Source organism: Cupriavidus pauculus (assembly GCF_002858765.1).
Lineage (GTDB): Bacteria > Pseudomonadota > Gammaproteobacteria > Burkholderiales > Burkholderiaceae > Cupriavidus > Cupriavidus pauculus_B.
This window is the reverse complement of sequence record NZ_PJRP01000001.1, coordinates 126,414-149,254: the sequence shown is the minus strand read 5'-3', so window position 1 is coordinate 149,254 and position 22,841 is coordinate 126,414. Positions and strand designations below refer to the sequence as shown.

Sequence of the window (22,841 nt, the reverse complement as noted above, 5' to 3'; positions counted from 1 at the left end):
AGAGCGGCCGCCACGCAGGCGGCGCAAGCCGGTCAGGCTCAGTGGCCGGCGCGGATTTGGAGCAGATAACCGAAGCCGCGCACCGTCACGATCTCGACGTCGGCATCCTCGAGCTTCTTGCGGACGCGATGCACGTAGACTTCGATCGCGGTGTCGCCCACCGTGTCGCCGCCTTCGCCGGCCGGGTGCGCAAAGGTGGCCAGGTGGTCCTGCAGTTGCGCCTTGCTGACCACGCGGCCCTGCCGCTGCAGCAGCAGTTCCAGCACGGCAAATTCGCGCGGCGACAGTTCCAGCGGACGTCCATCCACGAACATGCGGCGGTCGTTGCCCGACAGGCGCAGCCGGCCCAGCCGCACGTCGCGCTCCGGCGCGGCCTCGCCGTGCTGGCTGCGGCGCAGCAGCACGCGGACGCGGGCTTCCAGTTCGGGCAGGGCGAAGGGCTTGACCAGGTAGTCGTCGGCACCGGCGTTCAGGCCCGAAAGCTTGTCTTCGAGTTCGTCGCGTGCGGTCAGGATCAGTACGGGGGTGGTGCGGTTGCGGGCGCGGTAGCGCGCCAGCAGCGTCATGCCGTCGATGCCGGGCAGGCCCAGATCCAGGATGACCAGGTCGTGCTGTTCCTTCAGCAGGTGGTCGGTGGCGTAGACGCCGTCATGCACCACGCGTACCTGGTGGCCCGCACGGGACAACCCGGCTTCCACGCCGCTGGCGATTTGACGGTCGTCCTCGATCAGCAGGATACGCATGGCGGTACAGGTGACATTGAATCGGGAACAATGTTACCGATTGTACAGGGCAGGCCCGGGGCCTGCCTTTCAGTTGGCCTACAGCGGCGCCGGACCTTTTTCAGCGTGCCAGGCCGGCGGCGGCCTGTTCGATGAAGCGGGCCAGGTCGATGTCGCGCTGGGTCAGGCCGTTGGCGTCGTGCGTGGACAAAGTGATGTCCACGCGGTTGTACACGTTGAACCACTCGGGATGGTGGTCCACCTTGTCGGCCTGCAGCGCCACGCGCGTCATGAAGCCGAAGGCGGCGTTGAAATCGGCGAACTTGAACGATTTCTGGATGGCATCGCGGTCCTGCACGGGGGTCCAGCCAGGTAGCGCCGCCAGCAGCGGCTGGCGGGCGTCTTGCGAAAGAGGCGTCATGATGGGCTCGATCTGAAGGGTTGTCTGTTGCAGCACGGGGAACACGACAAAAGCCGGCCCGCCCCGGCGCACACCGGATGACCGGCGGTCGGGGCATTCCGGCATTGTTTCACAAAGCGGGATAACGGGCGGGACGCTGGCGGACAGCGCGCAGGGCCGCCTGCAAGCGGCCTGCGCGTGACCCATCAGCGATCAGCGATATGTCAGATATCGTCGCTGCTGGCCCAGCCCTCGCGGGTGCCGATGTTGATGACCTGGTCGCCCTCGACGATATCGCCGGCGCCCAGCGTCGGCAGCGCGCGCAGCGCCGGGTACATCTCGGTGAAATCCGGGCGCGTGGCGTCGAACAGCTGCTCGAAGCTGTCGATCACAAAGTACGTCTTCTGGAACGTGTCGATACGGTACCGGGTGCGCATGATCCGGTGCAGATCGAAGCCGATGCGGTTCGGGCTGGCCGAATCGAGGCTGTAGATCGACTCGCCCTGGCTGGACAGGATGCCCGCGCCGAAGATGCGCAGGCCCTGCGGCGTGCGGATCAGGCCGAATTCCACCGTGTACCAGTACAGGCGCGCCAGCATGTCCAGTGCGCCCAGCCGGGCCGCCTTGAGCCCGCCCTTGCCATACGCCTCCATGTAGTCGGCGAAGACCGGATTGATCAGCAGCGGCACATGGCCGAACACGTCGTGGAAGCAGTCGGGCTCCTGCAGGTAGTCGAGCTGTTCCGGCTTGCGCATCCACCAGCTGGCCGGAAATCGCCGATTCGCCAGATGATCGAAGAACACCTCGTCCGGCACCAGGCCCGGCACGGCCACCACCTGCCAGCCGGTGGCGCGCATCAGCATCTCGTTGAGCTGGTCGAACTCGGGTACGCGGTCGCGCTCCATGCCCAGCGTGGCCAGGCCCTGCAGGAATTCGTCGCAGACCCGGCCTTGCAGCATCGACGCCTGACGGTCGTACAGCTTGCGCCATATCGCGTGGTCGGTATCGGTGTAGCGATGCACCGGCTGGGCAATGGTGAAATCCGGGCGCAGTTCCTGGCCGGACAGCAGGCCGGCGTCGAACTGTTCCTTGAGCTTGGCGGTCATCGTGCCGGCAAAGTTGCCGGTCTCGAGGGTGGCGGCCGAGGGCGTCATGCGTTACGTCTCCAACTTGTGATTTGTATTCCGATCGGATGCGGAATTTATGCACAGTCTATCGGCCGACGGGCGCAGGATGGCCGCAAAATCGCCGTTATCCGCAGGTCGTGTGCATATAATCCGCATGTATTCATTCGATGATGCGGAATATCTGCGCCCATGAACCACGCCAATCTGGACCCCTATGACCTGGCCTTGCTGGCCGCCCTGCAGACCGACGGCCGGTCCACCCATCAGCAACTGGCTGAGCGCGTGCACCTGTCGCCCAGCCAGGTGGGGCGGCGGCTGGCCCGGCTGGAAGCTGACGGCGTCATCACCGGCTACCGGGTGAACCTGTCGCCCCAGGCGCTGGGGCTGGGGGTGATGGTCTTCATCAGCGTGAAGCTGGCACACCATGGCGACACCATGGTCGAGCGCTTTGCCGAGGAAATCCTGCTGCTGGAAGAGGTGCAGGAGTGCTATTCGGTGGCTGGCGAGGCCGATTACCTGATTCGCGTGGTGGTTGCCGACCTGCCCACGCTGGCCGATTTCACGATGAAGCGCCTGATGCGCGTGCCGGGCGTGGAAAGCGTGCGCTCGAACATCGTGCTGACCGCCCTTAAGCGTGAGGGCCCGCTTCCGCTGTCACATTTGCGCTAAACCACAAGGCATTTCTCCTGAAATGTGCAGAGGCTTGCGCTTGCAACCCGCGCATGTCACGCTCGCGCGGAGCCAATTCGGGAGAAGGCAGCATGATCGGGAGGATCGCCTCGGCGGCCGCAGCCACCGCAGCAGGTCTTGTATTCAGTGCGTTGACATGGGCGCCGGCTGCATCGGCCGCGCAGATCACGCGTTTCTCACCCGAAGGGGTGAACCCGCAGGTTCGCCAGGTGGCCATCCGGTTCGACGAACCGATGGTGCCGATGGGCGACCTCAAGGCCGCCGCGCCGGCATCGGTGTCTTGCGTGGGCGGCGTAGGCGGCAGCGGGCGTTGGGTCAACGCCACGAACTGGGTCTACGACTTCGAGCGTGACCTGCCTCCCGGCGTGCGCTGCACGGTACAGATCACCCCCGCCCTCAAGAGCGTGGCTGGCAAGGCCTTCGCCGGCAAATCCGAATACCGGTTTGAAACGGGCGGTCCGATCGTGATCTCCGCGCGGCCGTCCGGCGGCGAGGTCGAGGAAGACCAGGTCTTTGCGCTGCGCTTTAACGGCGCGGCCACGGCCGGGTCGATCCGCTCCCATGCCTGGTGCCAGGCCGAGGGGCTGGGCGAGCGCATCCCCGTGCGGCTGCTGACCGGCAAGGAACGCGACGGCGTCATCGAGGCACTGCACTGGAAGGAAGTGGTCAAGCGCGATGGCGACGCCGTGCACCTGCTGGCCTGCCAGCAGCGCCTGCCTGCCGGCGCGCGCATGCAGCTGGTGCTGGATGCGGGTATCGCCACGCCGTCGGGCCTGGCCACCACGGCGGCCCGCCGCTTCGACTTCCAGGTGCGCGACCCCTTTGCCGCGGGTTTCACCTGCGAGCGCGAGCGTGCCGAAGCCCCCTGTACGCCGCTGCGGCCGATGACGGTCACGTTCACCGCGCCGATTTCTCGCAAGGCGGCCGAGGGCATCGTGATGAAGACGCCTTCCGGCCCGAAGACCCCGTCGTTCGATCCTGACGAGGCACCCGATGCGCCGGTGTCCACGGTCACGTTCAAGGGCCCGTTCCCGGAAAAGGCCAATCTGACGATCGAAGCCCCCAGGGATCTCAAGGACGAAAGCGGCCGCGCGCTCAGCAACGCCGACCTGTTCCCGATCAAGCTGACCACCGCGGCGCTGCCGCCGCTGGCCAAGTTTGCCGCCGCGCCGTTCGGCGTGGTCGAGCGCTTTGCCGACCTGCCGCGCGGAAAATCGGCAAACGACTATCCGCCGCTGCTGCCGGTGACGCTGCGCAATGTCGAGGCCGACCTGCCGACGCTGGCCGTGCGTGCCGAGGCCGGCACCGTGGCGCGCATCAAGGTGGATGACGACGGCGCCATCCTGCGCTGGTTCGGCATGGTCAAGCGCATGCACGAGAACAGCTGGACGAAGGAGCAGATCGCCGCCATCCGCGCCGGTCAGGCACCGTATTCCGTCCAGAGTCCGCGCAACGCACCGTCCATCGAGACGCGCTCTGTGTCGTTGCTCGAAGGCGTGGCCGGCGCGAAGAAGCTGGCCATTCCGAAATCCACCGACGCTACGCCGCGCCCGTTCGAGGTGGTCGGCATTCCGTTGCCCGAGCCCGGCTTCCACGTGGTGGAGATCGCCTCGCCGATGCTGGGCGAGGCACTGCTCGGCAAGAAGGCGCCGATGTACGTGCGCACGGCAGCACTGGTCACCAACCTTGGCGTGCATTTCAAGCTGGCACGTGGCGAGGGTGACGGCGACATGAGCGGGCTGGCGTGGGTGACCACGCTCGACGATGGCGAGCCCGTGGCCAACGCCAAGGTGGCCGTGCGCAGTTGCGAGGGCGAGCTGCTGGGCCAAGGTACCACCGATGCCACCGGCGTGGCCCGCTTTGCGAAGCTGGCCGACCGCCGCTACAAGGACTGCGCCAATGGCATGAACGGCTACTTCGTGTCGGCCCGCATCGGCGCCGACCATGCCCAGGCGCGCGGCAAGGCCGACATGGCTTTTGTGATGTCGGACTGGAATCGCGGCATCGAGACCTGGCGCTTCAACGTGCCCACCGATCTGAGCCCGAAGCAGACCGTACGCGCCCACACCGTGTTCGACCGTACGCTGCTGCGTGCCGGCGAAACGGTGTCGATGAAGCACCTGATCCGCAACGAGACCGCGCAGGGCTTTGCGTTGCCGCAGGCGATGCCGGCGAAGCTGCTGATCACGCATGAAGGCAGCGGCCAGAAGTACGAGATGCCGCTGACCTGGCGCAACACCGCCACGGGCGGGCGCAGTGCCGAGAACGCGTTCCAGGTGCCATCGTCGGCCAAGCTGGGTGTCTACGACGTGGCACTGGTCTACGACAACGATCGCACGCTCGATAGCGGCAGCTTCCGTGTCGAGGCCTTCAGGCTGCCGGTGCTGTCCGGCACGTTGTCGGTGACCAAGGATCCAAAGGCCAAGGGCAACGCGCTGGTGGCGCCTGCCGAGGTGCCGGTGGGTGTGGAGATCCACTATCTCAATGGTGGCGGTGCCGCCGGGTTGCCGGTGCGCCTGTCCGCGCTGATGCGCAACAAGGCGGTGAACTTCCCGGACTACGACGACTACGCATTCAACCCGCCGCGCGCGCAGCGGCAGAGCAGCAGTGGCGACGAGGAAGAAGACCAGGACAGCGACAGCGCGCGCGATGAATCCGAAAAGCTCGTGGCCGACAAGCTGCCGCTGACGCTGGACAAGGATGGCAACGGCAAGCTGACGGTGAAGAATCTGCCGAAGGTCGACGCGCCGCGCGACCTGGTACTGGAGGCCGGCTTTGCCGACCCGAACGGCGAGATCCAGACGCTGCGCCAGACCGTGCCGTTGTGGCCGTCTGCCGTGGTGGTGGGCATTCGCGCGGCCAACTGGGTATCGGTCAGCCAGAAGCTGGCCGTGCACACCGTGGTGCTCGATACGCAGGGCAAGCCGGTGGCCGATTCGCCCGTGCAGATCAAGGCGCGCGCCCGCATCACCACGTCGGCGCGCAAGCGCGTGGTGGGTGGCTTCTATCGCTACGACAACCGCAGCGAGACCAAGGACCTTGGCGTGGTGTGCGATGCGCGCACCGATACCCAGGGCCGGGCACGCTGCGAGGTGGAACTGTCGCAGGCCGGTGAAGTGGAACTGATCGCCAATGCGCGCGATGCCGACGGCCGTACGGCGCAGGCCGCCGCCACGGTGTGGGTCACGCGCCAGGGCGAACTCTGGTTCGGTGGCGAGAACCACGACCGCATGGACGTGCTGCCCGAGAAGAAGGCGTATGCCCCTGGCGACACCGCCGTGTTCCAGGTGCGCATGCCGTTCCGTCGCGCAACGGCACTGGTGGCCGTGGAACGCGAGGGCATCCTCGACACGCAGGTGGTGGAGCTGAACGGCAGCGATCCGACGATCAAGCTCAAGGTCAAGCCGGAATGGGGGCCCAACGTCTACGTGTCGGTGCTGAGCCTGCGTGGCCGCCTGCGCGAGGTGCCGTGGTACTCGTTCTTCCAGTGGGGCTGGCGCCAGCCGCTGGACTGGTGGCACGCATTCCGAAGCGAAGGGCGCGAGTACGTGGCGCCGTCGCCGCTGGTCGATCTGTCGAAGCCGGCGTTCCGCCTGGGACTGGCGCAGATCCGCGTCGGCAACGATGCGTACAAGCTCGACGTCAGCGTGACGCCGGACAAGGCCAGCTATCCGGTGCGCGGCAAGGCGCGCGTGACGGTGCAGGTCAAGTTGCCCGATGGCAAGCCCGCGGCCAATGGTGAGGTGGCCTTGGCCGCCGTGGACCAGGCGCTGCTGGAACTTATGCCGAACACGAGCTGGAACCTGCTCGATGCGATGGTGCAGCCGCGCAGCTACGGCGTGGAAACGTCGACGGCCCAGATGGAAATCATCGGGCGCCGCCACTATGGCCGCAAGGCGGTGCCGGCGGGCGGTGGTGGGGGCAAGAGCCCCACGCGCGAACTGTTCGACACGCTGCTGCTGTGGAATCCGCGCGTGCAGCTGGATGGCGAAGGCAAGGCGACGCTGGAGGTGCCGCTCAACGATTCGCTGACCAGCTTCCGCATCGTGGCCGTGGCCGACCTAGGCGTGAACCGCTTTGGTAGCGGCAGCGCCAGCATCGCCGCGACACAGGACCTGCAGATGATCTCGGGCCTGCCGCTGCTGGTGCGCGAGGACGACAAGTACCGGGCCATGTTCACGCTGCGCAATACCACGCAGCGCGCGATGACCGTGGAAGCCACGGCACGCGCCACGCTGGTCGACGCGCAGACGCTGCCGGCGCAGACCGTGCAGATTCCTGCCGGCGAGGCACGCGAGATCGGCTGGGATATCACCGCGCCCGCGCTGCTGGCGTACAGCCGTAGCGGCACGATCCTGTGGGAGGTGGCTGCCGCCGAGAAGGGCGCGGGCGGGGCCAGCGACAAGCTCAAGATATCGCAGCAGATCGTGCCGTCCGTGCCGGTGACCGTGCAGCAGGCGATGCTGGCGCAACTGACACCGAACATGTCGATGCCGGTCCAGGCGCCGGCTGGTGCGCTGGCTGACCCGTCCGGCAAGCTGCGCGGTGGCATGCAGGTGACGCTCCAGTCGTCGCTGGCCGGTGGCATGCCAGGCGTGCGGGAATGGTTCCACAACTATCCGTTCAGTTGCCTGGAGCAGCGCTCGTCAAAGTCGCTCGGCCTGGGCGATGCCGCCGCGTGGGACGTGCTGATGGCGCAGCTGCCGTCGTACCTCGACACGAACGGGCTGGCGTCGTACTTCCCGCTGCGCAGCGACAGCCAGTCGGGCAGCGAAGTGCTGACGGCCTACCTGCTGGCGATTGCCGACGAGGCGTCGCGCGCGGGGCTGCCGATGCGCATTCCCGATGCACAGCGCGAGCAGATGGAGCGCGGCCTGATTGCCTTCGTCGAAGGGCGCATCGCGCCGCCACGCTGGGCCCCGTCGTCGGCGACGATGGATCTCGACGTGCGCAAGCTGGCAGCCATCGAGGCGTTGTCGCGCACGGGCAAGGCGCAGGGGCGCATGCTGGGATCGATCCAGATCCTGCCCGACCAGTGGCCGACGTCCGCGCTGATCGACTGGCTCGGCATCCTGTCGCGCGTGCAGGACATCCCCGAGCGCGACAAGCGCATCGCCGATGCCACGCAACTGCTGCGCAGCCGCCTGACCGTGCAGGGCACGCGCCTGGTGTTCTCGACCGAGCGCACCGACAACTGGTGGTGGCTGATGTCGGGTGGCGACGTCAACGCGGCCAAGCTGCTGGCGCTGGCGTCGCAACTGCCGGCCTGGAAGGAAGACGTGCCGCAGCTGGTGACTGGCCTGCTGGGCCGCCAGACGCGCGGTGCGTGGTCGACGACCACTTCCAATGCGTGGGGCGTGATGGCGATTCGCCGCTATGCGCAGGTCTACGAGAAAACGCCGGTGGCGGGCACTGCGCGTGCCACGCTTGGCGAGGTGTCGCGCACGTTCGACTGGTCGAAGGCGACGCATCAGGACGGTGTGGCCAGCGGCATGCTCGACCTGCCGTGGCCGGCAGCGTCCGCCGGTGCGCCGGTGGCGCTGCAGGTGGAGCAGCAGGGTGCCGGTCGGCCTTGGGCGACCGTGCGTGCGCTGGCCGCCGTGCCGCTGCGCGAACCGGTGGCGGCGGGCTATCGCATCCGCCGCAGCGTCACGCCGGTGGACCAGGCGGTGGCGGGCAAGTGGTCGCGTGGCGACACCTACCGCGTCAAGCTCGACATCGACGCGCAGGCCGACATGACGTGGGTGGTGGTCAGCGACCCGGTGCCTACCGGCGCGACGATCCTGGGCAGCGGCCTGGGCCGCGATTCGGTGATCGCCACGCGCGACCAGAAATCGGCATGGTCCGACTTCACCGAGCGTACGCCCGAGGCCTATCGCGAGTACTTCAGCTATGTGCCCAAGGGCGGCCTGTCGGTGGAGTACACGGTGCGGCTCAACAATGCTGGCGAGTTCGCGCTGCCGCCGACACGCGTCGAGGCGATGTACGCCCCCGACGTATTCGGTGAAACGCCTAATGCGAAGCTGACGGTGGGAGCAGCCAGGTGAGCTGGATTGCCATGCGGATGCCCTCACGCGTGCGCGAATGGTGGATGGCCGGCGCGCTGGCCGGCATCACCTACGGTGTGCTGCTGTTCCAGGCGTCGCTGGAGCTGCCGGCCAATACGCCGCTGACCGGCCAGATCGCGTACCAGCCGGTGTGGAAGACGGCGATGGTCCTGCTGCTGGCGCGGGCGGCGTGGTTTCATCGCCCGTCAGCCGAGCGGCGCTGGCTGGTGATCGCGCTGGTCTTCTCGGCCCTGGGCGATTTCCTGCTGGCGCTGCCCGGGCTCAGGGTCTCGTTCATCGGGGGCCTGGGCGCCTTCCTGATGGCGCACCTGGCCTACCTGCGGCTGTTCGTGCCGCTGGGCGGCGACATGCGGCCGCAGCGGCTGGTGGGCTGCGGACTGGTGCTCGGTGCTGCCGGTGCGTTGCTGGGGCGTTTCTGGCCCAATCTCGGACCGTTGATGTGGCCCGTGACCGTCTATATCGGCGTGCTGGCCGCCATGGCGTGCGCGGCGATGCTGGCGCGGTTGCCAACGCCGCTGACGGCGCTGGGCGCGCTGTTCTTTGTGGCGTCCGATGCGTTGATCGGCACCGCAAAATTTCTGTCGCCGTTCGACACGTACCAGCTCGGCATCTGGTGGACCTACGCCATCGCGCAGTTGCTGCTGGTGGCAGGGGTCGTGGCCGGACGCGACGGAGACGGTTGAGGCGGATGGTGCAGGCAAGGCAGGACGAAGCATGCGATTGAAGCGAACTGCGTGGATGGTGACGGGCCTGCTGCTGTGGACGGCAGGCGCGGCCCATGCCGTGCCCGGTTTCCGGGAGGTGCGCGACAACTGGCGCAGTGCCGATATCGTCGTCACGGATCGGCATGGGCAGACCGTGGCACGCGTGCGTGACGACTTCCAGGCGCGGCGCGGCGACTGGGTGACGCTGGCCGATACGTCGCCGGCCTTGCGCACGGCCATCGTGCTGTCCGAAGACAAGCGCTTCTACGCGCATAGCGGGGTGGACTGGCAGGGCGTGGCGGCGGCGGCGTGGGCCAACCTGTGGAACACGCGCACGCGCGGCGCATCGACGTTGACGATGCAACTGGCCGGGCTGCTCGACGCCGATCTGCGCGCGGGCCATGGCCGCAGCTTCGGGCAGAAGATGGGGCAGGTGGTCAGTGCGTCATCGCTGGAGCGGGGCTGGAGCAAGGACCAGATCCTGGAGGCATACCTGAACCTGGTGCCGTTCCGGGGCGAGCTGGTCGGGCTGTCGGCGATGTCGCAGACACTGTTTGGCAAGGTGCCGAGCGGGCTCGATGCACGCGAATCGGCGGTGGCCGTGGCGCTGGTACGCAGCCCGAATGCGTCGGGCGCGCAGGTGTCGAAACGTGCGTGCGGCATCCTGCGCGACATGAAGCTGCCACGCGAATGCGATGGGCTCGACGGCTTTACCGCGCTGGTGCTGGCGAAATCGTCCGGCACCGCTGGCGACGCCATGAATGCGCGCCGTGACGTCAACCTCGCGCCGCACCTGGCGCGGCAACTGGTGGCACAGGCACGTGGCGCCACGCCGGCAGGCAAGCCGCTGCCGCCGCGCATCGTATCGACGCTCGATGCCGAACTGCAGCGCGTGGCGTCCGACAGCCTGGATCGTCACCTGCGCGAGCTGGCGGGCCGCAATGCCGAGGACGGTGCCGTGGTGGTGATCGACAATGCCAGCGGCGACGTGCTGGCCTATGTGGGGTCGTCGGGGGTGCTGTCGGCGGCGGCGCAGGTCGATCACGCAGCCGCGCTGCGGCAGGCCGGGTCCACGCTGAAGCCGTTTCTCTATGCGCAGGCGATCGAGGAGCGCCGGCTTACCGCCGCATCGCTGCTCGACGATCGGCCCGTCAATCTGCCGACCGGCGGCGGCCTCTACATTCCGCAGAACTACGACCATCGCTATGCGGGCTGGGTCAGCCTGCGCGCCGCGCTGGGCTCGTCGCTCAATGTGCCGGCGGTGCGCACGCTGGTGATGGTGACCCCGCATCGCTTTCATCGTCGGCTGGTGTCGCTGGGCTTGCCGCTGACCCAGTCGGGCGACTATTACGGCTACAGCCTGGCACTGGGCGGTGCCGATGTGTCGCTGCTGTCGCTGACCAATGCGTATCGTAGTTTCGCCAATGCGGGCGCGTACTCGGCACCGCGCGTGACGATGGGTGCCGCGTTGCCGGCGAAGCGCGCGGTGATGATGTCCGATGCGACGTACGTGGTCGGCGACGTGCTATCGGATCGCCATGCCCGGGCGCGCACGTTCGGGCTCGACAGTCCGCTCACCACGCGCTTCTGGACGGCGGTGAAGACCGGCACCAGCAAGGACATGCGCGATAACTGGTGTGTGGGCTGGTCGCAGCGCTACACGGTTGGCGTGTGGGTCGGCAATGCGAGTGGGGCGAGCATGCACGACGTGTCCGGTGTATCGGGTGCAGCGCCAGTGTGGCACGAAGTCATGGAGGCCCTGCACCGTGGCACGCCGAGCCGGGCGCCAACGATGCCGGCCGGCGTGGAACGCGTGGCGCTGCACTTCGAGGACGACCTGGAGCCCGCGCGTGACGAGGTGTTCCTGGCGGGTACGGCCGTGCAGCGCATCCGTATCGGCAAACCCGGCAAGGCGCAGGATACGCCCGCCATTGCCAGCCCTGCCGACGGCACGATCTTCGCGCTCGATCCGGATATCCCGCCGGCCGCGCAGCGCGTCTGGTTTCATGCCGATGGCCTGACCGGGCAGACCGCCAACGCCGTGACGTGGCGCATGGACGGAAAGCCTCTGGGCAAGGGGGGGCAGGTGGGCTGGCTGCCATGGCCGGGCCGCCATCGCGTGCAGCTGGTGGATGCCGGTGGCAAGGTCGTGCACGAGATCGGCATCGAAGTGCGTGGCGCCAGCGTGCGCGAGACCAAGGCGCAGAAGGTGTCGCTGCCGCGCTGATGCCGTGCGGGCAACCGGCCGCTATAGCGGCTACAGCGGTGATTGCGGCAGTTCGCGCGCCTTGATGAAATCGACGAACACGCGCAGCTTGGGCGGCATCAGCGCGCGGCTGGGGTAGTAGAGATAGAAGCCCGAGAACGGCGGCGTCCAGGCATCGAGCACGGTGACCAGCGCCCCCGACGCCAGCGCCCCGGCGATATGGTGCGGAAACTCGTACACCAGGCCCAGGCCGGCCAGTGCGGCCTGATGGAGCATGGTCTTGTCGTTGGCGATCAGGGCCGGGCGCGTATCGACCATGAACGGCCGGCCGCCCGCCCGCGAAAACTCCCAGCGGTACATCGACCCCATCGGCCCGAAGCGATATTGCAGGCACGCGTGCCGATGCAGGTCCTGAGGCGTTTCGGGCGTGCCGTGCGTGGCCAGGTAGTCGGGCGAGGCGGCTACTACCATGCGCAGCGGGCCAGTGACCGGAATCGCCACCATATCCTGCTGCAGCGCTTCGCCCAGGCGCAGGCCGGCATCGAAGCCTTCGGCAATCAGGTCGATGAATCGGTCGTCGGTCACCAGGTCGACACAGATCGACGGGTAGGCGCGCATGAAATCAGTCAGGATCGGGCGCAGCGCGATCACCACGGCCGAATGCGAACTGGTCAGCCGCAGCGTGCCCACGGGTACGTCGCGTTGCTGGCGCACGTCGTCGGTGGCGGCATGGATTTCCGCCAGCGCCGGTGCCACGCGCGCCAGCAGGGCCGCGCCGGCTTCGGTCAGGCCCACCCGGCGCGTCGTGCGTTGCAGCAGGCGCACGCCGAGCCGGTCTTCCAGATGGCGCACGGTCTGCGAGATCGCAGACGGGCTGACACCCAGCGCCGCGGCGGCAGCCGTGAAGCCGCCAAGTTGCGCCACGCGCGTGAAGGCCGCCAGGGCGGGCAGGGAATCGGGATCGATTGTGAAGTCTGGCTTCATGATGCGTGCAGCGTAGCACGCTGTTTCCCGATGCGCGGGATCGCGATACTGGCGCTCATCCGGTTGGGACGCGCTGAATGTTCTGGCGCCCACCGCGACTTGCAACCACAAGGAGTCTCTCGATGACGGCAATGCGCAAGCTGGGGCGGGTTGGCCCCGAAGTTTTTCCTCTGGGCCTGGGCTGCATGGGCATGAGCGAGTTCTACGGCGCCCACGATGACGCTGAGTCCATTCGCACGATTAATCACGCCATCGATCGTGGTATTAATTTTATCGATACGGCGGATATATATGGTCCTCACACCAATGAGGCGCTGGTTGGCCGTGCCCTGGCGGGGCGGCGCGACAAGGTGGTGCTGGCCACCAAGTTCGGCATCGTGCGCGATGCCGCCAATCCGGGGGCGCGCGGCGCCAACGGGCGCCCGGAGTATGTCCGTGCGTCCTGCGACGCCAGCCTGAAGCGGCTGGGCGTGGACCACATCGACCTGTACTACCAGCATCGCGTGGACCCGGACACGCCGATCGAGGAGACCGTGGGCGCCATGGCGGATCTGGTCAAGGCCGGCAAGGTGCGCTGGATCGGCCTGTCGGAGGCTGGCGCGGCCACCATCGAGCGCGCCCACGCGGTGCATCCGGTCACGGCACTGCAATCCGAGTACTCGCTGTGGACGCGCGACGTGGACGAGAACGGCATCCTGGCCACCTGCCAGCGGCTGGGCATCGGCTTTGTGCCATACAGCCCGCTCGGGCGCGGGTTCCTGACCGGGGCCATCCGCACGCCGGACGACTTCGAGCCCGACGATTACCGCCGTACCAGTCCGCGATTCACGGGCGAAAACTTCGCGCGCAACCTGAAACTGGTGGATGCCGTGCGAGAACTGGCCGCAGCCAAGGGCTGTACGGCGGCGCAACTGGCGCTGGCCTGGGTGCTGACGCGCGGCGAGCACGTGGTGCCGATTCCGGGAACGCGGCGCATCGCCAACCTCGACGACAACCTGGGTGCGCTGGACGTCACGCTGTCGGCGCGGGATCTGGCGGACATCGACGCGGTGTTTCCGCTGGGCGCAGCGGCGGGTACGCGCTACGCCGAACAGGTGATGTCGCTGCTGTCGCGTTGATCGAATGAGGTGAGGGCGCCGAGGGACGCCGAGGGCGGGGCCGGCTGGGTGACAATGTCGGCCTTCGTTCGTTTTTGCCTGTACTGGCCCGACACCGATGACTGCTGAGCCGTTCGTCTCCCTGACCGCCCTGGATGCCGCCGCCACGGCGGCGCGCCTGCCGTACCCCGCACTTGCCAAGGCCATTGCATCGATGCTCCGCGAACTGCGCGACGGCACCGCGATGGCGCCGCCGCGTATTGCGCTGCCCGTGGGCGACGCCGCGCGCGGGCAGGGCACGCTGCTGGTGATGCCAGCCTGCAATCGCGACATCGTGATGACCAAGAACATCACCGTGCATCCGGACAATCCGCAGCGGGGCCTGCCCAATATCCTGGGCGAGGTGGTGGTGGCCAACGCGCATACCGGCGAGCGGATCGCCATGCTCGACGGCCCGACCGTCACCGGGCGCCGCACCGCCGCCGTATCGTTGCTGGCGGCGCAATCATTCGCACCGATGATTGACGGGGAACTGCTGATCGTCGGCGCGGGCGTGCAGGCGCAAACCCATCTGGAAGCGTTTGTGGCGGGCTTGCCCGTGCGCAAGGTCTGGCTCCAGTCGCGCACGCGCGACAAGGCCGAGGGGCTGGCCGCGCAGGCGCGTGGCCTGGGCGTGGAGGCCGAGGTGATCGACGATGTCGCGGCGGTGCTGCCCCGGGTGTCGATGGTGGTCACCGTCACGTCGAGCCGCACGCCGGTGCTGCCCGATCTGGATAGCGGCCTGTGGACGGATCGGCACTTCGTGGCGGCGGTGGGCGCGTTCCGGCCCGACATGTGCGAGCTGCCTCCACAACTGTGCCAGACGGCGTCGGCGCGGTGCCGCCTGCTGGCCGACACGCTGTTCGGGATCGAAGACGAAGCCGGCGACCTGCTGCAGGCGGGCATCGACTGGAATACGGTGCAACCGTTCGAGACGGCCATTCTCGAAGCCGATGCGCTGCGTACCCGGACCGGCAGTCCGTTGGTGTTCAAGAGCGTCGGGTACGCGTTGTGGGATCTGGCTGCCTGCATCCTGGCCAGCCAGAAGTGACGCGGACCCGGCACCCGGAAGCTTCCCGAACGGCTGTTTGAGAATTCGGCTATGCAGTAACAAAACCACTCAAAGCGAGTGGTTTTTCATTTATGAAACCGAACCGTTGTGCTGGCGCGTCGTTTTGGATGCAAAAACGTCGAAATCGGTGTTCATCTTTTGGGTTAACCCTGTCTTTAGGGCATTTCTTCTATCATCCCGTCCCGTGTTTGAAACAGTCTGCGAAGGCCACGCAGGATAATTGCCGCCAGCAGTGGCTGTATTCAGAAGAAAGAGGAAGGAGTAAGAGGAACAATGAAAAAGATCTATAAGAAGATGCTGATGGCGGGCGCCGCCATGGCACTGGCTGGCGCCGCACAGGCCCAGTCCGCGGGCAGTAATGTTGTGAGCCTTGGCTGGATGCGCGTGATGCCCACGGGCGACTCGCAACTGCTGACGATCGATTCCATCGCTGGCCGTCCGGCTGGCGTGCAGCGCCCGAACACCGGCGCCAAGATCGACGGGGCGGATACCGCCGGCCTGACGTTCGGGCACTTCTTCACCGACAACATTTCGGCCGAGTTCGTGGTGGGCATTCCGCCCAAGCACGATGTCAGCGGCGACCGTGGCTATGCGCAGTACGGCAAGCTGGGCGAAGTGCGTCAGTGGAGCCCGGCCATCGTCGCCAAGTGGCATTTCTTCGACGCCAAGACCAAGTTCCGCCCGTACGTCGGCGTTGGCGTGAACTACACGTGGTTCACCAGCGAGACCGTCACGAACCAGACGTTCGTGCAGCGCGAATTCGGCCCGGGCTCGACCATGTCGGCCACCGCCAGCTCGTCGTGGAACCCGGTGTTCAACGTCGGCGCGAACTACGCCATCAACGAGAAGTGGTTTGTCGGCTTCTCGGTGTCGTACGTGCCGATTTCGGCCACGGCCAACTTCACGACCACGCTGGCCAACGGCGCCAAGGTCGAGTCGCACACCAAGATCAAGATCGATCCGGTGGTGACCTACCTGAACGTCGGCTACAAGTTCTGATCCTTCACGGACCAGACGCCAGATGGCGAAAAGGGCACCTTCGGGTGCCCTTTTTCATTGCTGCGGCGGGATCAGGCCACCGACTTCACGGGATAGCCGGCATCCTCGATGGCCTGCTGCAGCGCCTGGCGATCCGCGCCCGACTCGACCTTGACCGACTGGGCCGGCACATCGGCGGCCACCTGGGCGGCCGGATCGACGGCCTGCACCGCGCGGGTGATCGCGCCGACGCAGTGGTTGCAGGACATGCCTTCGACCTGGAACTGGATCATGGTGTGACTCCTTCTGAACGATTTGAGACCGGAAATGACTTCGGAATGGAGTATGAACCTTCCCACCGTGGGAAGCGCAAGCCCGCGATGGTGACGCGGCAATAACGCGGGCGGCCTTGACCTTCCAATGATGGTAAGGTCCACAGTACAGTTGTCGCGCCACGTGCGCCTTGCCGGATTTCGCCCATGTCCACCCCTGCGTCCTCGCTGAGTCCCGTCCCGAACCCCGCACCTGACCCCGCACCAAATGCCGCCCGGAATGTGCCCGGCGCGGCCGAATGGCGCCTGCCTGTCGATGGCATGACCTGCGCATCGTGCGTGGGCCGCGTGGAGCGTGCGCTGGCGAAGGTGCCCGGCGTGCACGACGTGGCCGTCAACCTGGCCACCGAGCAGGCCACGCTTCATGCCGAAAGTGGCGCCGCACTGGCCGCCGCCGCCCAGGCCGTGACCGATGCCGGCTACGACGTGCCGCGCGACGAGATCGAACTCGATATCGCGGACATGACCTGCGCGTCGTGCGTGGGCCGGGTGGAGCGCGCGCTGCGTGCCATACCGGGCGTGCAGGACGCCCAGGTCAACCTGGCCACCGAGCGCGCCACGGTGACGGTGCTGCGCGGCACGGCCGATGCCACGGTGCTTGCCGCAGCCGTGACGCGCGCCGGGTACGGCGCGAAGCCGGTGGTGGATGCGGCCGCCGCTGCATCGGGTACGGCAGCGCGGCAGGCCGATTTCTGGTCCGGCCCGTGGCCCGTGGCGATCTCCGCCGCGCTGTCGCTGCCGCTGGTGGCGCCGATGGTGCTGGAATGGTTCGGCATCCACGCGATGCTGCCGGGCTGGCTGCAATGGCTGCTGGCCACGCCGGTGCAGTTCGTGTTCGGCTGGCGCTTCTACAAGGCCGGCTACAAGGCCGTGCGCGCCCGTGCCGGCAACATGGACTTGCTGGTGGCGCTGGGCACGTCGGCGGCCTACGCGCTGTCCATCTGGCAGATGTTCGATGCCGAGCCCGGCGCCATGCCACATCTCTACTTTGAAAGCGCCGCCGTTGTCATCACGCTGGTGCGGCTTGGCAAATGGCTGGAAGTGCGTGCCAAGCGCCAGACCGCCGATGCCATCCGCGCGCTGGCCGCGCTGCGTCCGGATACGGCGCGTGTGGTCCGCAACGGCGTGGAGCAGGCGGTGCCGCTGGCTGACGTGCGCGTGGGCGACGAGATCGTCGTGCGGCCCGGCGAGCGGATACCGGTCGACGCCGAAGTGGTGACCGGCAACAGCCATGCCGATGAATCGATGCTGACCGGCGAATCGCTGCCCGTGCCGAAGCAGCCCGGCGACCGCCTGACCGGGGGCGCCATCAATTTCGAGGGGCTGCTGGTGGCGCGCACCGTAGCGGTCGGTGCCGAGACGGTGCTGGCCAGAATCATCCGCATGGTCGAGCACGCGCAAGCGGCCAAGGCGCCGATCCAGCGCATGGTGGACCAGGTCAGCGCGGTGTTCGTGCCCGTGGTGCTGGGCATCGCGCTGGCCACGCTGCTGGGCTGGGGTGTGATGGGCGGCGACTGGAGCCAGGCGCTGCTCAACGCGGTGGCGGTGCTGGTCATCGCGTGCCCCTGCGCGCTGGGCCTGGCCACGCCGACCGCGATCATGGCGGGCACCGGCGCCGGCGCGCGCGCAGGCATCCTGATCAAGGACGCCGAGGCGCTGGAAGTGGCGCATCGCGTATCGATCGTGGCGTTCGACAAGACCGGTACGCTGACCGTCGGCAAGCCCGAGGTGGTAGCACTGCACGCCGCCGATGGCGATGACAACGCGCTGCTGGAAAAGCTGGCGGCACTACAAGCCGGCAGCGAGCATCCACTGGCGCGTGCCGTGGTGACGCTGGCCGGCGAACGCGCCATCACCGCGCCGCTGGCCGCCGACGTGCGCGCGCTGCCGGGTCGCGGCATCGCCGGCGTGGTGGCGGGGCAGGCGCTGCAGCTGGGCAGCGAGGGGCTGCGGGCGTCGCTGAACGCCGATGCCGGTGCGCTGCAGGCCGATGCCGAACGCCTCCGCGGCGAAGGCCGTACCGTGTCGTGGCTGATCGACGCCACGACGCATTCGGTGCTGGGGCTGGTGGCGTTCGGCGATGCGTTGAAACCCGGCGCGGTCGCTGCCATCGCACGGCTGCGCGAGGCCGGCATCCGCACCGTGATGCTGACGGGCGACAGCGCCGGCGCGGCGGCCCGCGTGGCCAGCGTGCTGGGCCTGGACGATGTGCAGGCCGAGGTGCTGCCGGAGGACAAGGCCGCCCGCGTGATGGCGCTGCGGGCGGACGGCAAGGCCGTGGTGGCGATGGTGGGCGATGGCATCAACGACGCGCCGGCGCTGGCGGCAGCCGATGTCGGCATCGCGATGTCCACGGGCACCGACGTGGCGATGCACGCGGCCGGCATCACGCTGATGCGTGGCGACCCCGCGCTGGTGGCCGATGCGCTGGCAGTCTCGCACCGTACCGTGCGCAAGATCCGTCAGAACCTGTTCTGGGCCTTCATCTATAACGTGATCGGCATTCCGCTGGCCGTGGCGGGGCTGCTCAATCCGGTGGTGGCGGGTGCGGCGATGGCGTTCTCGAGCGTCAGCGTGGTGAGCAACGCGCTGCTGCTGCGCCGCTGGCATCCGCTGGCGGGCAAGCCTGCGAAGGAGTCGCGATGAATATCGGAGACGCAGCGGAAGCCTCGGGCGTATCCGCCAAGATGATCCGCCACTATGAATCGATCGGCCTGGTCGATGCGCCGCCGCGCAGCGAGGGCGGCTACCGCCGCTATGACGAACGCGCGGTGCATACCTTGCGCTTCGTGCGGCGCGCCCGTAATCTCGGATTCTCGCTGGACGAGATTCGCAACCTGCTGTCGCTCTGGCATGATCGCGGGCGGGCCAGCGCCGACGTGAAGGCGCTGACGCTGCGGCACGTGGCGGAACTTGAGGTCAAGATTGCCGAGCTGGCCGCCATGCGCGACACGCTGCGCGCGCTGGCCGAGGCCTGCAGCGGCGATGATCGGCCCGATTGCCCGATCCTGTCCGACATGGCGTCGGAGGCGTCGGACTGCCCGGCATGCCATTCCTGAGCGCAGGCAAGCCGTCGGCAGCATAACAACAAGCAGGTCCCAACAAGGAGAGATTGGGATGAACGAACCTGTGACGGCCTTTGCCCTGGCTTCCGTGCCGGCGCCTTCCATCGAACCGACCGAGTCGCACCAGCGCATGCGCGATGGCACCGAATTGCTGCTGCGCACCTGGCTGCCCGACCCGCAGCATTTTGCCGAGCCCCTGGGCACGGTCCTGCTTGTACATGGACTGGCCGAGCACAGCGGCCGCTATGCGCATGTGGCGGCCGCGTTGTGCGCGTTGGGGCTGCGCGTGCGGGCCTACGATCACCGGGGCCACGGCGCGAGCGGCGGCCCGCGCATGGTGGTGCCGCATCCCGACAGCTATCTGGACGACCTGGCCGAAATCCACGATGCCGCAGTGCGGCAATGGCAGGCGCTGCCGATCGTGCTGGGTCACAGCATGGGCGGGCTGGTGGCGGCGCGTTTTGCCACGGCCCGCGTGCGACCGATTCGTGCCTTGATCCTGTCGTCGCCGGCGCTGGCGTTGAAGCTGTCCAACAGTATGCTCACGCTGCATCGCGTGCTGCTGGCACTGGTACCGCGTATGCGTGTGCCGAATCCCATCGACGCCCATCTGCTGTCGCACGACCCGGAAGTGGCGCGTGCCTATCGCACCGATCCGCTGGTGCAGGGGACGATCAGCGCCAGCGTGCTGGAGTCTTTCGTGCGCGGCATGCCGCAGGCCCAGGCCGACGCGCCAAGGCTGGAAGTGCCGATGCTGATGCTGGTGGGCGGTGCCGACAGCATCGTCGATCCGCAGGGCAGCCGCACCTTCTTCGACAACGCGCCCGAGGACTTGCGGGAGATGGCCTGGTTCGAGACCGGCTTCCACGAGATCTTCAACGAGGCCGAGCCGCTGCGCGGCGAGGTGTTCGCGGCACTGACCGACTGGCTTCGCCGGCACCTGGAGAATCCGGCAAAGCCCTGACGACGGCCGCTGCCAAGTCGTGCGATGATGCCCGGCATTCCACAAGAAAAAAAAGCGCCCTCAGGGCCAGCAAAGGAAGCAAGGGATATGGAGACGTACGACTACATCATCGTGGGCGCCGGCTCGGCCGGCTGCGTGCTGGCCAACCGCCTGACGCAGGATGCCGATGTCAATGTGCTGCTGCTCGAAGCGGGCGGCAAGGACGATTACCACTGGATCCATATTCCGGTGGGCTACCTCTACTGCATCGGCAATCCGCGCACCGACTGGCTGTACCGCACTGTGGAAGAGGCGGGCCTCAATGGCCGTTCGCTGGGCTACCCGCGTGGCCGCGTGCTGGGTGGCTGCTCGTCGATCAACGGCATGATCTACATGCGCGGCCAGCGCGAGGATTACGACGACTGGGCGCGCATCGCCGGTGACGATGGCTGGCGCTGGGACAACGTGCTGCCGCTGTTCAAGCGCAGCGAAGACCATCATCGTGGCGCCAACGAATTCCACGGCGCCGGCGGCGAGTGGCGCGTGGAAGGGCAGCGGCTGCACTGGGACATCCTGGAGCGCTTTATCGATGCGGCCGAGCAGGCCGGCATTCCGCGCACCGACGACTTCAACCGCGGCGACAACTTCGGCGTGGGCTATTTCGATGTGAACCAGCGGCGCGGCATTCGCTGGAACACGGCCAAGGCTTTTCTGCGCAAGGCGTCGGACCGGCCCAACCTGACCATCGTCACCGGTGCCCAGGTCAGTGGCCTGGTCTTCGATTCGCCGGACGGCCGGCGCTGCACGGGCGTGCAATACCTGGGCGGCGGCCAGCAGCTGGAAGCGCGGGCCACCGAGGAAGTGATCCTGGCCGCCGGTGCGATCAATTCGCCGCAATTGCTCGAACTGTCGGGGATCGGCCAGCCGGAGCGGCTGCAGGCGCTGGGCATTTGCGTGCGCCATGCCTTGCCCGGCGTGGGCGAGAACCTGCAGGACCATCTGCAACTGCGTACGGTCATCAAGGTGCAGGGCGTGCGCACGCTCAACACGCGCGCCTCGAAGTGGTGGGGCAAGCTTGGCATCGGCCTGCAGTACGCGTTCAACCAGAGCGGGCCGATGAGCATGGCGCCGTCGCAGCTGGGTGCGTTCGCGCGCAGCGATGACAGCCAGGCGCGCGCGAACGTCGAATATCACGTGCAGCCGCTGTCGCTGGACAAGTTTGGCGATCCGCTGCACGACTTCAACGCCTTCACAGCCAGCGTCTGCAACCTGCGGCCCACGTCGCGTGGCAGCGTGCATATCGACAATGCGGACTTCCGCCGCGCCCCGCTGATCGCGCCGAATTACCTGTCGACCGAGGCTGACCGCAAGGTGGCCGCCGACTCGATCCGGCTGACGCGGCGCATCGTGGCATCGCCGGCACTGGCACCGTATCAGCCCAGCGAATGGCTGCCGGGCCCGGCCTTCCAGACCGATGAGCAACTGGCGGAAGCTGCGGGCGCAATCGGCACCACGATCTTCCACCCGGTGGGCACGTGCCGCATGGGCACCAGCGACGACGCCGACGCGGTGGTCGACAACCGGCTGCGCGTGCGCGGCATTGCCGGCCTGCGCGTGGTGGATGCGTCCGTCATGCCGCTGATCACGTCCGGCAATACCAACTCGCCGACGATCATGATTGCGGAGCGGGCCAGCGACATGATCCGCGCCGACCGCAAGGCGCGCGCGAGCGGTGCAGCAAACAGACCCGAAATCGTCACGTCGGTCTCGGCATAAGGGTCTTCCACGATACCTGGCGAAGCCGATGCCCGCAGACGTCGGTACGGCTTCGCACATCGGAATGCTGTCGCGTCGGTAATGTATTACGCCTAGTGCAAACCCCGATGTTTTGCGACGCAGCAGGCGCACACAATAGTCGCCGGTATACGGTGCCGCAGCCTTCACTTCGCGCACCGGTATCCACGGTAGCCGCACCGTTCCAACCTATATCTAAAGCGGCAAACATGGCGACAAAGCGCCGGAGTTCGGACCATTGTCAGTAGCCGGGCAAAACCTGGCATGCAGCAAGAGGGCGGGCAGGAGACTATGACTCAGGAAATCATCCTGGAAACGAAGAACCTCACGAAGGAATTCAAGGGGTTCACGGCAGTGAGCGACGTCAACCTGCGCGTACGTCGCGGCTCGATCCATGCCTTGATCGGACCGAACGGCGCGGGCAAGACCACTTGCTTCAACCTGCTCACCAAATTCCTGGAGCCCACCACGGGCACCATCCTTTTCAACGGCATCGACATCACGCGCGAGAAGCCCGCCCAGATTGCGCGGCGCGGCGTGATCCGCTCGTTCCAGATTTCCGCCGTGTTCCCGCACCTGACCGTGCGCGAGAACGTGCGCATCGGCCTGCAGCGCCAGCT

The 22,841-nt window shown here is 67.3% G+C and carries 17 protein-coding genes; 12 read left to right on the top strand and 5 right to left on the bottom strand.

The window, feature by feature from the left end:
* Nucleotides 1-38: 38 nt before the first annotated feature.
* The 3 genes from CYJ10_RS00665 to phhA all read right to left on the bottom strand — a co-directional run bounded on the left by CYJ10_RS00665 (nucleotide 39) and on the right by phhA (nucleotide 2,276).
* Nucleotides 39-743 carry a response regulator transcription factor gene (locus tag CYJ10_RS00665; RefSeq protein ID WP_066737789.1) on the bottom strand — a complete coding sequence of 235 codons (705 nt, stop codon included), beginning with the start codon at nucleotides 741-743 and terminating at the stop codon, nucleotides 39-41.
* Nucleotides 744-843: 100 nt separating this feature from the next.
* Nucleotides 844-1,143, bottom strand: a complete 300-nt coding sequence (locus CYJ10_RS00660; RefSeq protein WP_082926480.1) for a 4a-hydroxytetrahydrobiopterin dehydratase — start codon at nucleotides 1,141-1,143, stop codon at nucleotides 844-846.
* A gap of 203 nt (nucleotides 1,144-1,346) precedes the next feature.
* Nucleotides 1,347-2,276 (bottom strand): phenylalanine 4-monooxygenase, encoded by a 930-nt coding sequence (gene phhA / locus CYJ10_RS00655; protein WP_101679660.1) that lies wholly within the window; start codon nucleotides 2,274-2,276, stop codon nucleotides 1,347-1,349.
* 162 nt (nucleotides 2,277-2,438) lie between these two features.
* Here phhA and CYJ10_RS00650 point away from each other — a divergent pair, with 162 nt between their 5' ends.
* The 4 genes from CYJ10_RS00650 to pbpC all read left to right on the top strand — a co-directional run bounded on the left by CYJ10_RS00650 (nucleotide 2,439) and on the right by pbpC (nucleotide 11,938).
* Nucleotides 2,439-2,918 carry an Lrp/AsnC family transcriptional regulator gene (locus CYJ10_RS00650; RefSeq protein ID WP_101679659.1) on the top strand — a complete coding sequence of 160 codons (480 nt, stop codon included), beginning with the start codon at nucleotides 2,439-2,441 and terminating at the stop codon, nucleotides 2,916-2,918.
* 92 nt (nucleotides 2,919-3,010) lie between these two features.
* Nucleotides 3,011-8,986 carry an alpha-2-macroglobulin family protein gene (locus CYJ10_RS00645; protein WP_101679658.1) on the top strand — a complete coding sequence of 1,992 codons (5,976 nt, stop codon included), beginning with the start codon at nucleotides 3,011-3,013 and terminating at the stop codon, nucleotides 8,984-8,986.
* Complete coding sequence (locus CYJ10_RS00640; protein ID WP_101679657.1) at nucleotides 8,983-9,690, top strand: lysoplasmalogenase; 708 nt, start codon at nucleotides 8,983-8,985, stop codon at nucleotides 9,688-9,690. The genes CYJ10_RS00645 and CYJ10_RS00640 overlap by 4 nt, the downstream gene beginning before the upstream one ends.
* Before the next feature lie 31 nt (nucleotides 9,691-9,721).
* Nucleotides 9,722-11,938, top strand: coding sequence for a penicillin-binding protein 1C (gene pbpC, locus CYJ10_RS00635; RefSeq protein ID WP_257991865.1), 2,217 nt, complete (start codon nucleotides 9,722-9,724; stop codon nucleotides 11,936-11,938).
* Nucleotides 11,939-11,968: 30 nt separating this feature from the next.
* Here pbpC and CYJ10_RS00630 read toward each other — a convergent pair whose 3' ends face one another.
* Nucleotides 11,969-12,901 (bottom strand): LysR family transcriptional regulator, encoded by a 933-nt coding sequence (locus CYJ10_RS00630; RefSeq protein WP_101679655.1) that lies wholly within the window; start codon nucleotides 12,899-12,901, stop codon nucleotides 11,969-11,971.
* Nucleotides 12,902-13,023: 122 nt separating this feature from the next.
* Here CYJ10_RS00630 and CYJ10_RS00625 point away from each other — a divergent pair, with 122 nt between their 5' ends.
* The 3 genes from CYJ10_RS00625 to CYJ10_RS00615 all read left to right on the top strand — a co-directional run bounded on the left by CYJ10_RS00625 (nucleotide 13,024) and on the right by CYJ10_RS00615 (nucleotide 16,108).
* The gene (locus CYJ10_RS00625) at nucleotides 13,024-14,019 is read left to right on the top strand and encodes an aldo/keto reductase (protein ID WP_101679654.1); all 996 of its coding nucleotides are present in this window, start codon (nucleotides 13,024-13,026) and stop codon (nucleotides 14,017-14,019) included.
* A 97-nt stretch (nucleotides 14,020-14,116) separates the two neighbouring features.
* Nucleotides 14,117-15,088 carry a delta(1)-pyrroline-2-carboxylate reductase family protein gene (locus CYJ10_RS00620; RefSeq protein ID WP_101679653.1) on the top strand — a complete coding sequence of 324 codons (972 nt, stop codon included), beginning with the start codon at nucleotides 14,117-14,119 and terminating at the stop codon, nucleotides 15,086-15,088.
* A gap of 294 nt (nucleotides 15,089-15,382) precedes the next feature.
* On the top strand, nucleotides 15,383-16,108 hold the full coding sequence (locus tag CYJ10_RS00615; protein ID WP_101679652.1) for an OmpW/AlkL family protein: 726 nt from the start codon (nucleotides 15,383-15,385) through the stop codon (nucleotides 16,106-16,108).
* 71 nt (nucleotides 16,109-16,179) lie between these two features.
* On the opposite strand, the gene CYJ10_RS00610 is transcribed toward CYJ10_RS00615, so the two are convergent.
* Complete coding sequence (locus CYJ10_RS00610; RefSeq protein ID WP_101679651.1) at nucleotides 16,180-16,380, bottom strand: heavy-metal-associated domain-containing protein; 201 nt, start codon at nucleotides 16,378-16,380, stop codon at nucleotides 16,180-16,182.
* 186 nt (nucleotides 16,381-16,566) lie between these two features.
* Between CYJ10_RS00610 and CYJ10_RS00605 the strand changes: the two genes are divergently transcribed.
* The 5 genes from CYJ10_RS00605 to CYJ10_RS00585 all read left to right on the top strand — a co-directional run.
* Complete coding sequence (locus CYJ10_RS00605) at nucleotides 16,567-19,065, top strand: heavy metal translocating P-type ATPase (protein ID WP_101679650.1); 2,499 nt, start codon at nucleotides 16,567-16,569, stop codon at nucleotides 19,063-19,065.
* Nucleotides 19,062-19,478, top strand: a complete 417-nt coding sequence (gene cueR, locus CYJ10_RS00600) for a Cu(I)-responsive transcriptional regulator (RefSeq protein ID WP_101679649.1) — start codon at nucleotides 19,062-19,064, stop codon at nucleotides 19,476-19,478. Before CYJ10_RS00605 ends, cueR begins: the two co-directional genes overlap by 4 nt.
* A gap of 58 nt (nucleotides 19,479-19,536) precedes the next feature.
* Nucleotides 19,537-20,448 carry an alpha/beta hydrolase gene (locus CYJ10_RS00595; protein WP_101679648.1) on the top strand — a complete coding sequence of 304 codons (912 nt, stop codon included), beginning with the start codon at nucleotides 19,537-19,539 and terminating at the stop codon, nucleotides 20,446-20,448.
* Nucleotides 20,449-20,535: 87 nt separating this feature from the next.
* Nucleotides 20,536-22,203: a GMC family oxidoreductase gene (locus CYJ10_RS00590; RefSeq protein ID WP_101679647.1), complete on the top strand. Its 1,668-nt coding sequence runs from the start codon at nucleotides 20,536-20,538 to the stop codon at nucleotides 22,201-22,203.
* A 309-nt stretch (nucleotides 22,204-22,512) separates the two neighbouring features.
* Nucleotides 22,513-22,841, top strand: a 329-nt coding sequence (locus CYJ10_RS00585; RefSeq protein WP_146001990.1) for an ATP-binding cassette domain-containing protein, incomplete at its 3' end; no start/stop codon positions are given.

Excerpts from the sequence above, each read along its gene's own strand:
- CYJ10_RS00590 (WP_101679647.1), top strand. The coding sequence starts at position 20,536 with ATGGAGACGTACGACTACATCATCGTGGGCGCCGGCTCGGCCGGCTGC.
- CYJ10_RS00625 (WP_101679654.1), top strand. The coding sequence starts at position 13,024 with ATGACGGCAATGCGCAAGCTGGGGCGGGTTGGCCCCGAAGTTTTTCCT.
- CYJ10_RS00665 (WP_066737789.1), bottom strand. The coding sequence starts at position 743 with ATGCGTATCCTGCTGATCGAGGACGACCGTCAAATCGCCAGCGGCGTG.
- CYJ10_RS00645 (WP_101679658.1), top strand. The coding sequence starts at position 3,011 with ATGATCGGGAGGATCGCCTCGGCGGCCGCAGCCACCGCAGCAGGTCTT.
- CYJ10_RS00595 (WP_101679648.1), top strand. The coding sequence starts at position 19,537 with ATGAACGAACCTGTGACGGCCTTTGCCCTGGCTTCCGTGCCGGCGCCT.
- CYJ10_RS00630 (WP_101679655.1), bottom strand. The coding sequence starts at position 12,901 with ATGAAGCCAGACTTCACAATCGATCCCGATTCCCTGCCCGCCCTGGCG.
- phhA (WP_101679660.1), bottom strand. The coding sequence starts at position 2,276 with ATGACGCCCTCGGCCGCCACCCTCGAGACCGGCAACTTTGCCGGCACG.
- cueR (WP_101679649.1), top strand. The coding sequence starts at position 19,062 with ATGAATATCGGAGACGCAGCGGAAGCCTCGGGCGTATCCGCCAAGATG.
- pbpC (WP_257991865.1), top strand. The coding sequence starts at position 9,722 with ATGCGATTGAAGCGAACTGCGTGGATGGTGACGGGCCTGCTGCTGTGG.
- CYJ10_RS00650 (WP_101679659.1), top strand. The coding sequence starts at position 2,439 with ATGAACCACGCCAATCTGGACCCCTATGACCTGGCCTTGCTGGCCGCC.
- CYJ10_RS00615 (WP_101679652.1), top strand. The coding sequence starts at position 15,383 with ATGAAAAAGATCTATAAGAAGATGCTGATGGCGGGCGCCGCCATGGCA.
- CYJ10_RS00660 (WP_082926480.1), bottom strand. The coding sequence starts at position 1,143 with ATGACGCCTCTTTCGCAAGACGCCCGCCAGCCGCTGCTGGCGGCGCTA.
- CYJ10_RS00620 (WP_101679653.1), top strand. The coding sequence starts at position 14,117 with ATGACTGCTGAGCCGTTCGTCTCCCTGACCGCCCTGGATGCCGCCGCC.
- CYJ10_RS00610 (WP_101679651.1), bottom strand. The coding sequence starts at position 16,380 with ATGATCCAGTTCCAGGTCGAAGGCATGTCCTGCAACCACTGCGTCGGC.
- CYJ10_RS00605 (WP_101679650.1), top strand. The coding sequence starts at position 16,567 with ATGTCCACCCCTGCGTCCTCGCTGAGTCCCGTCCCGAACCCCGCACCT.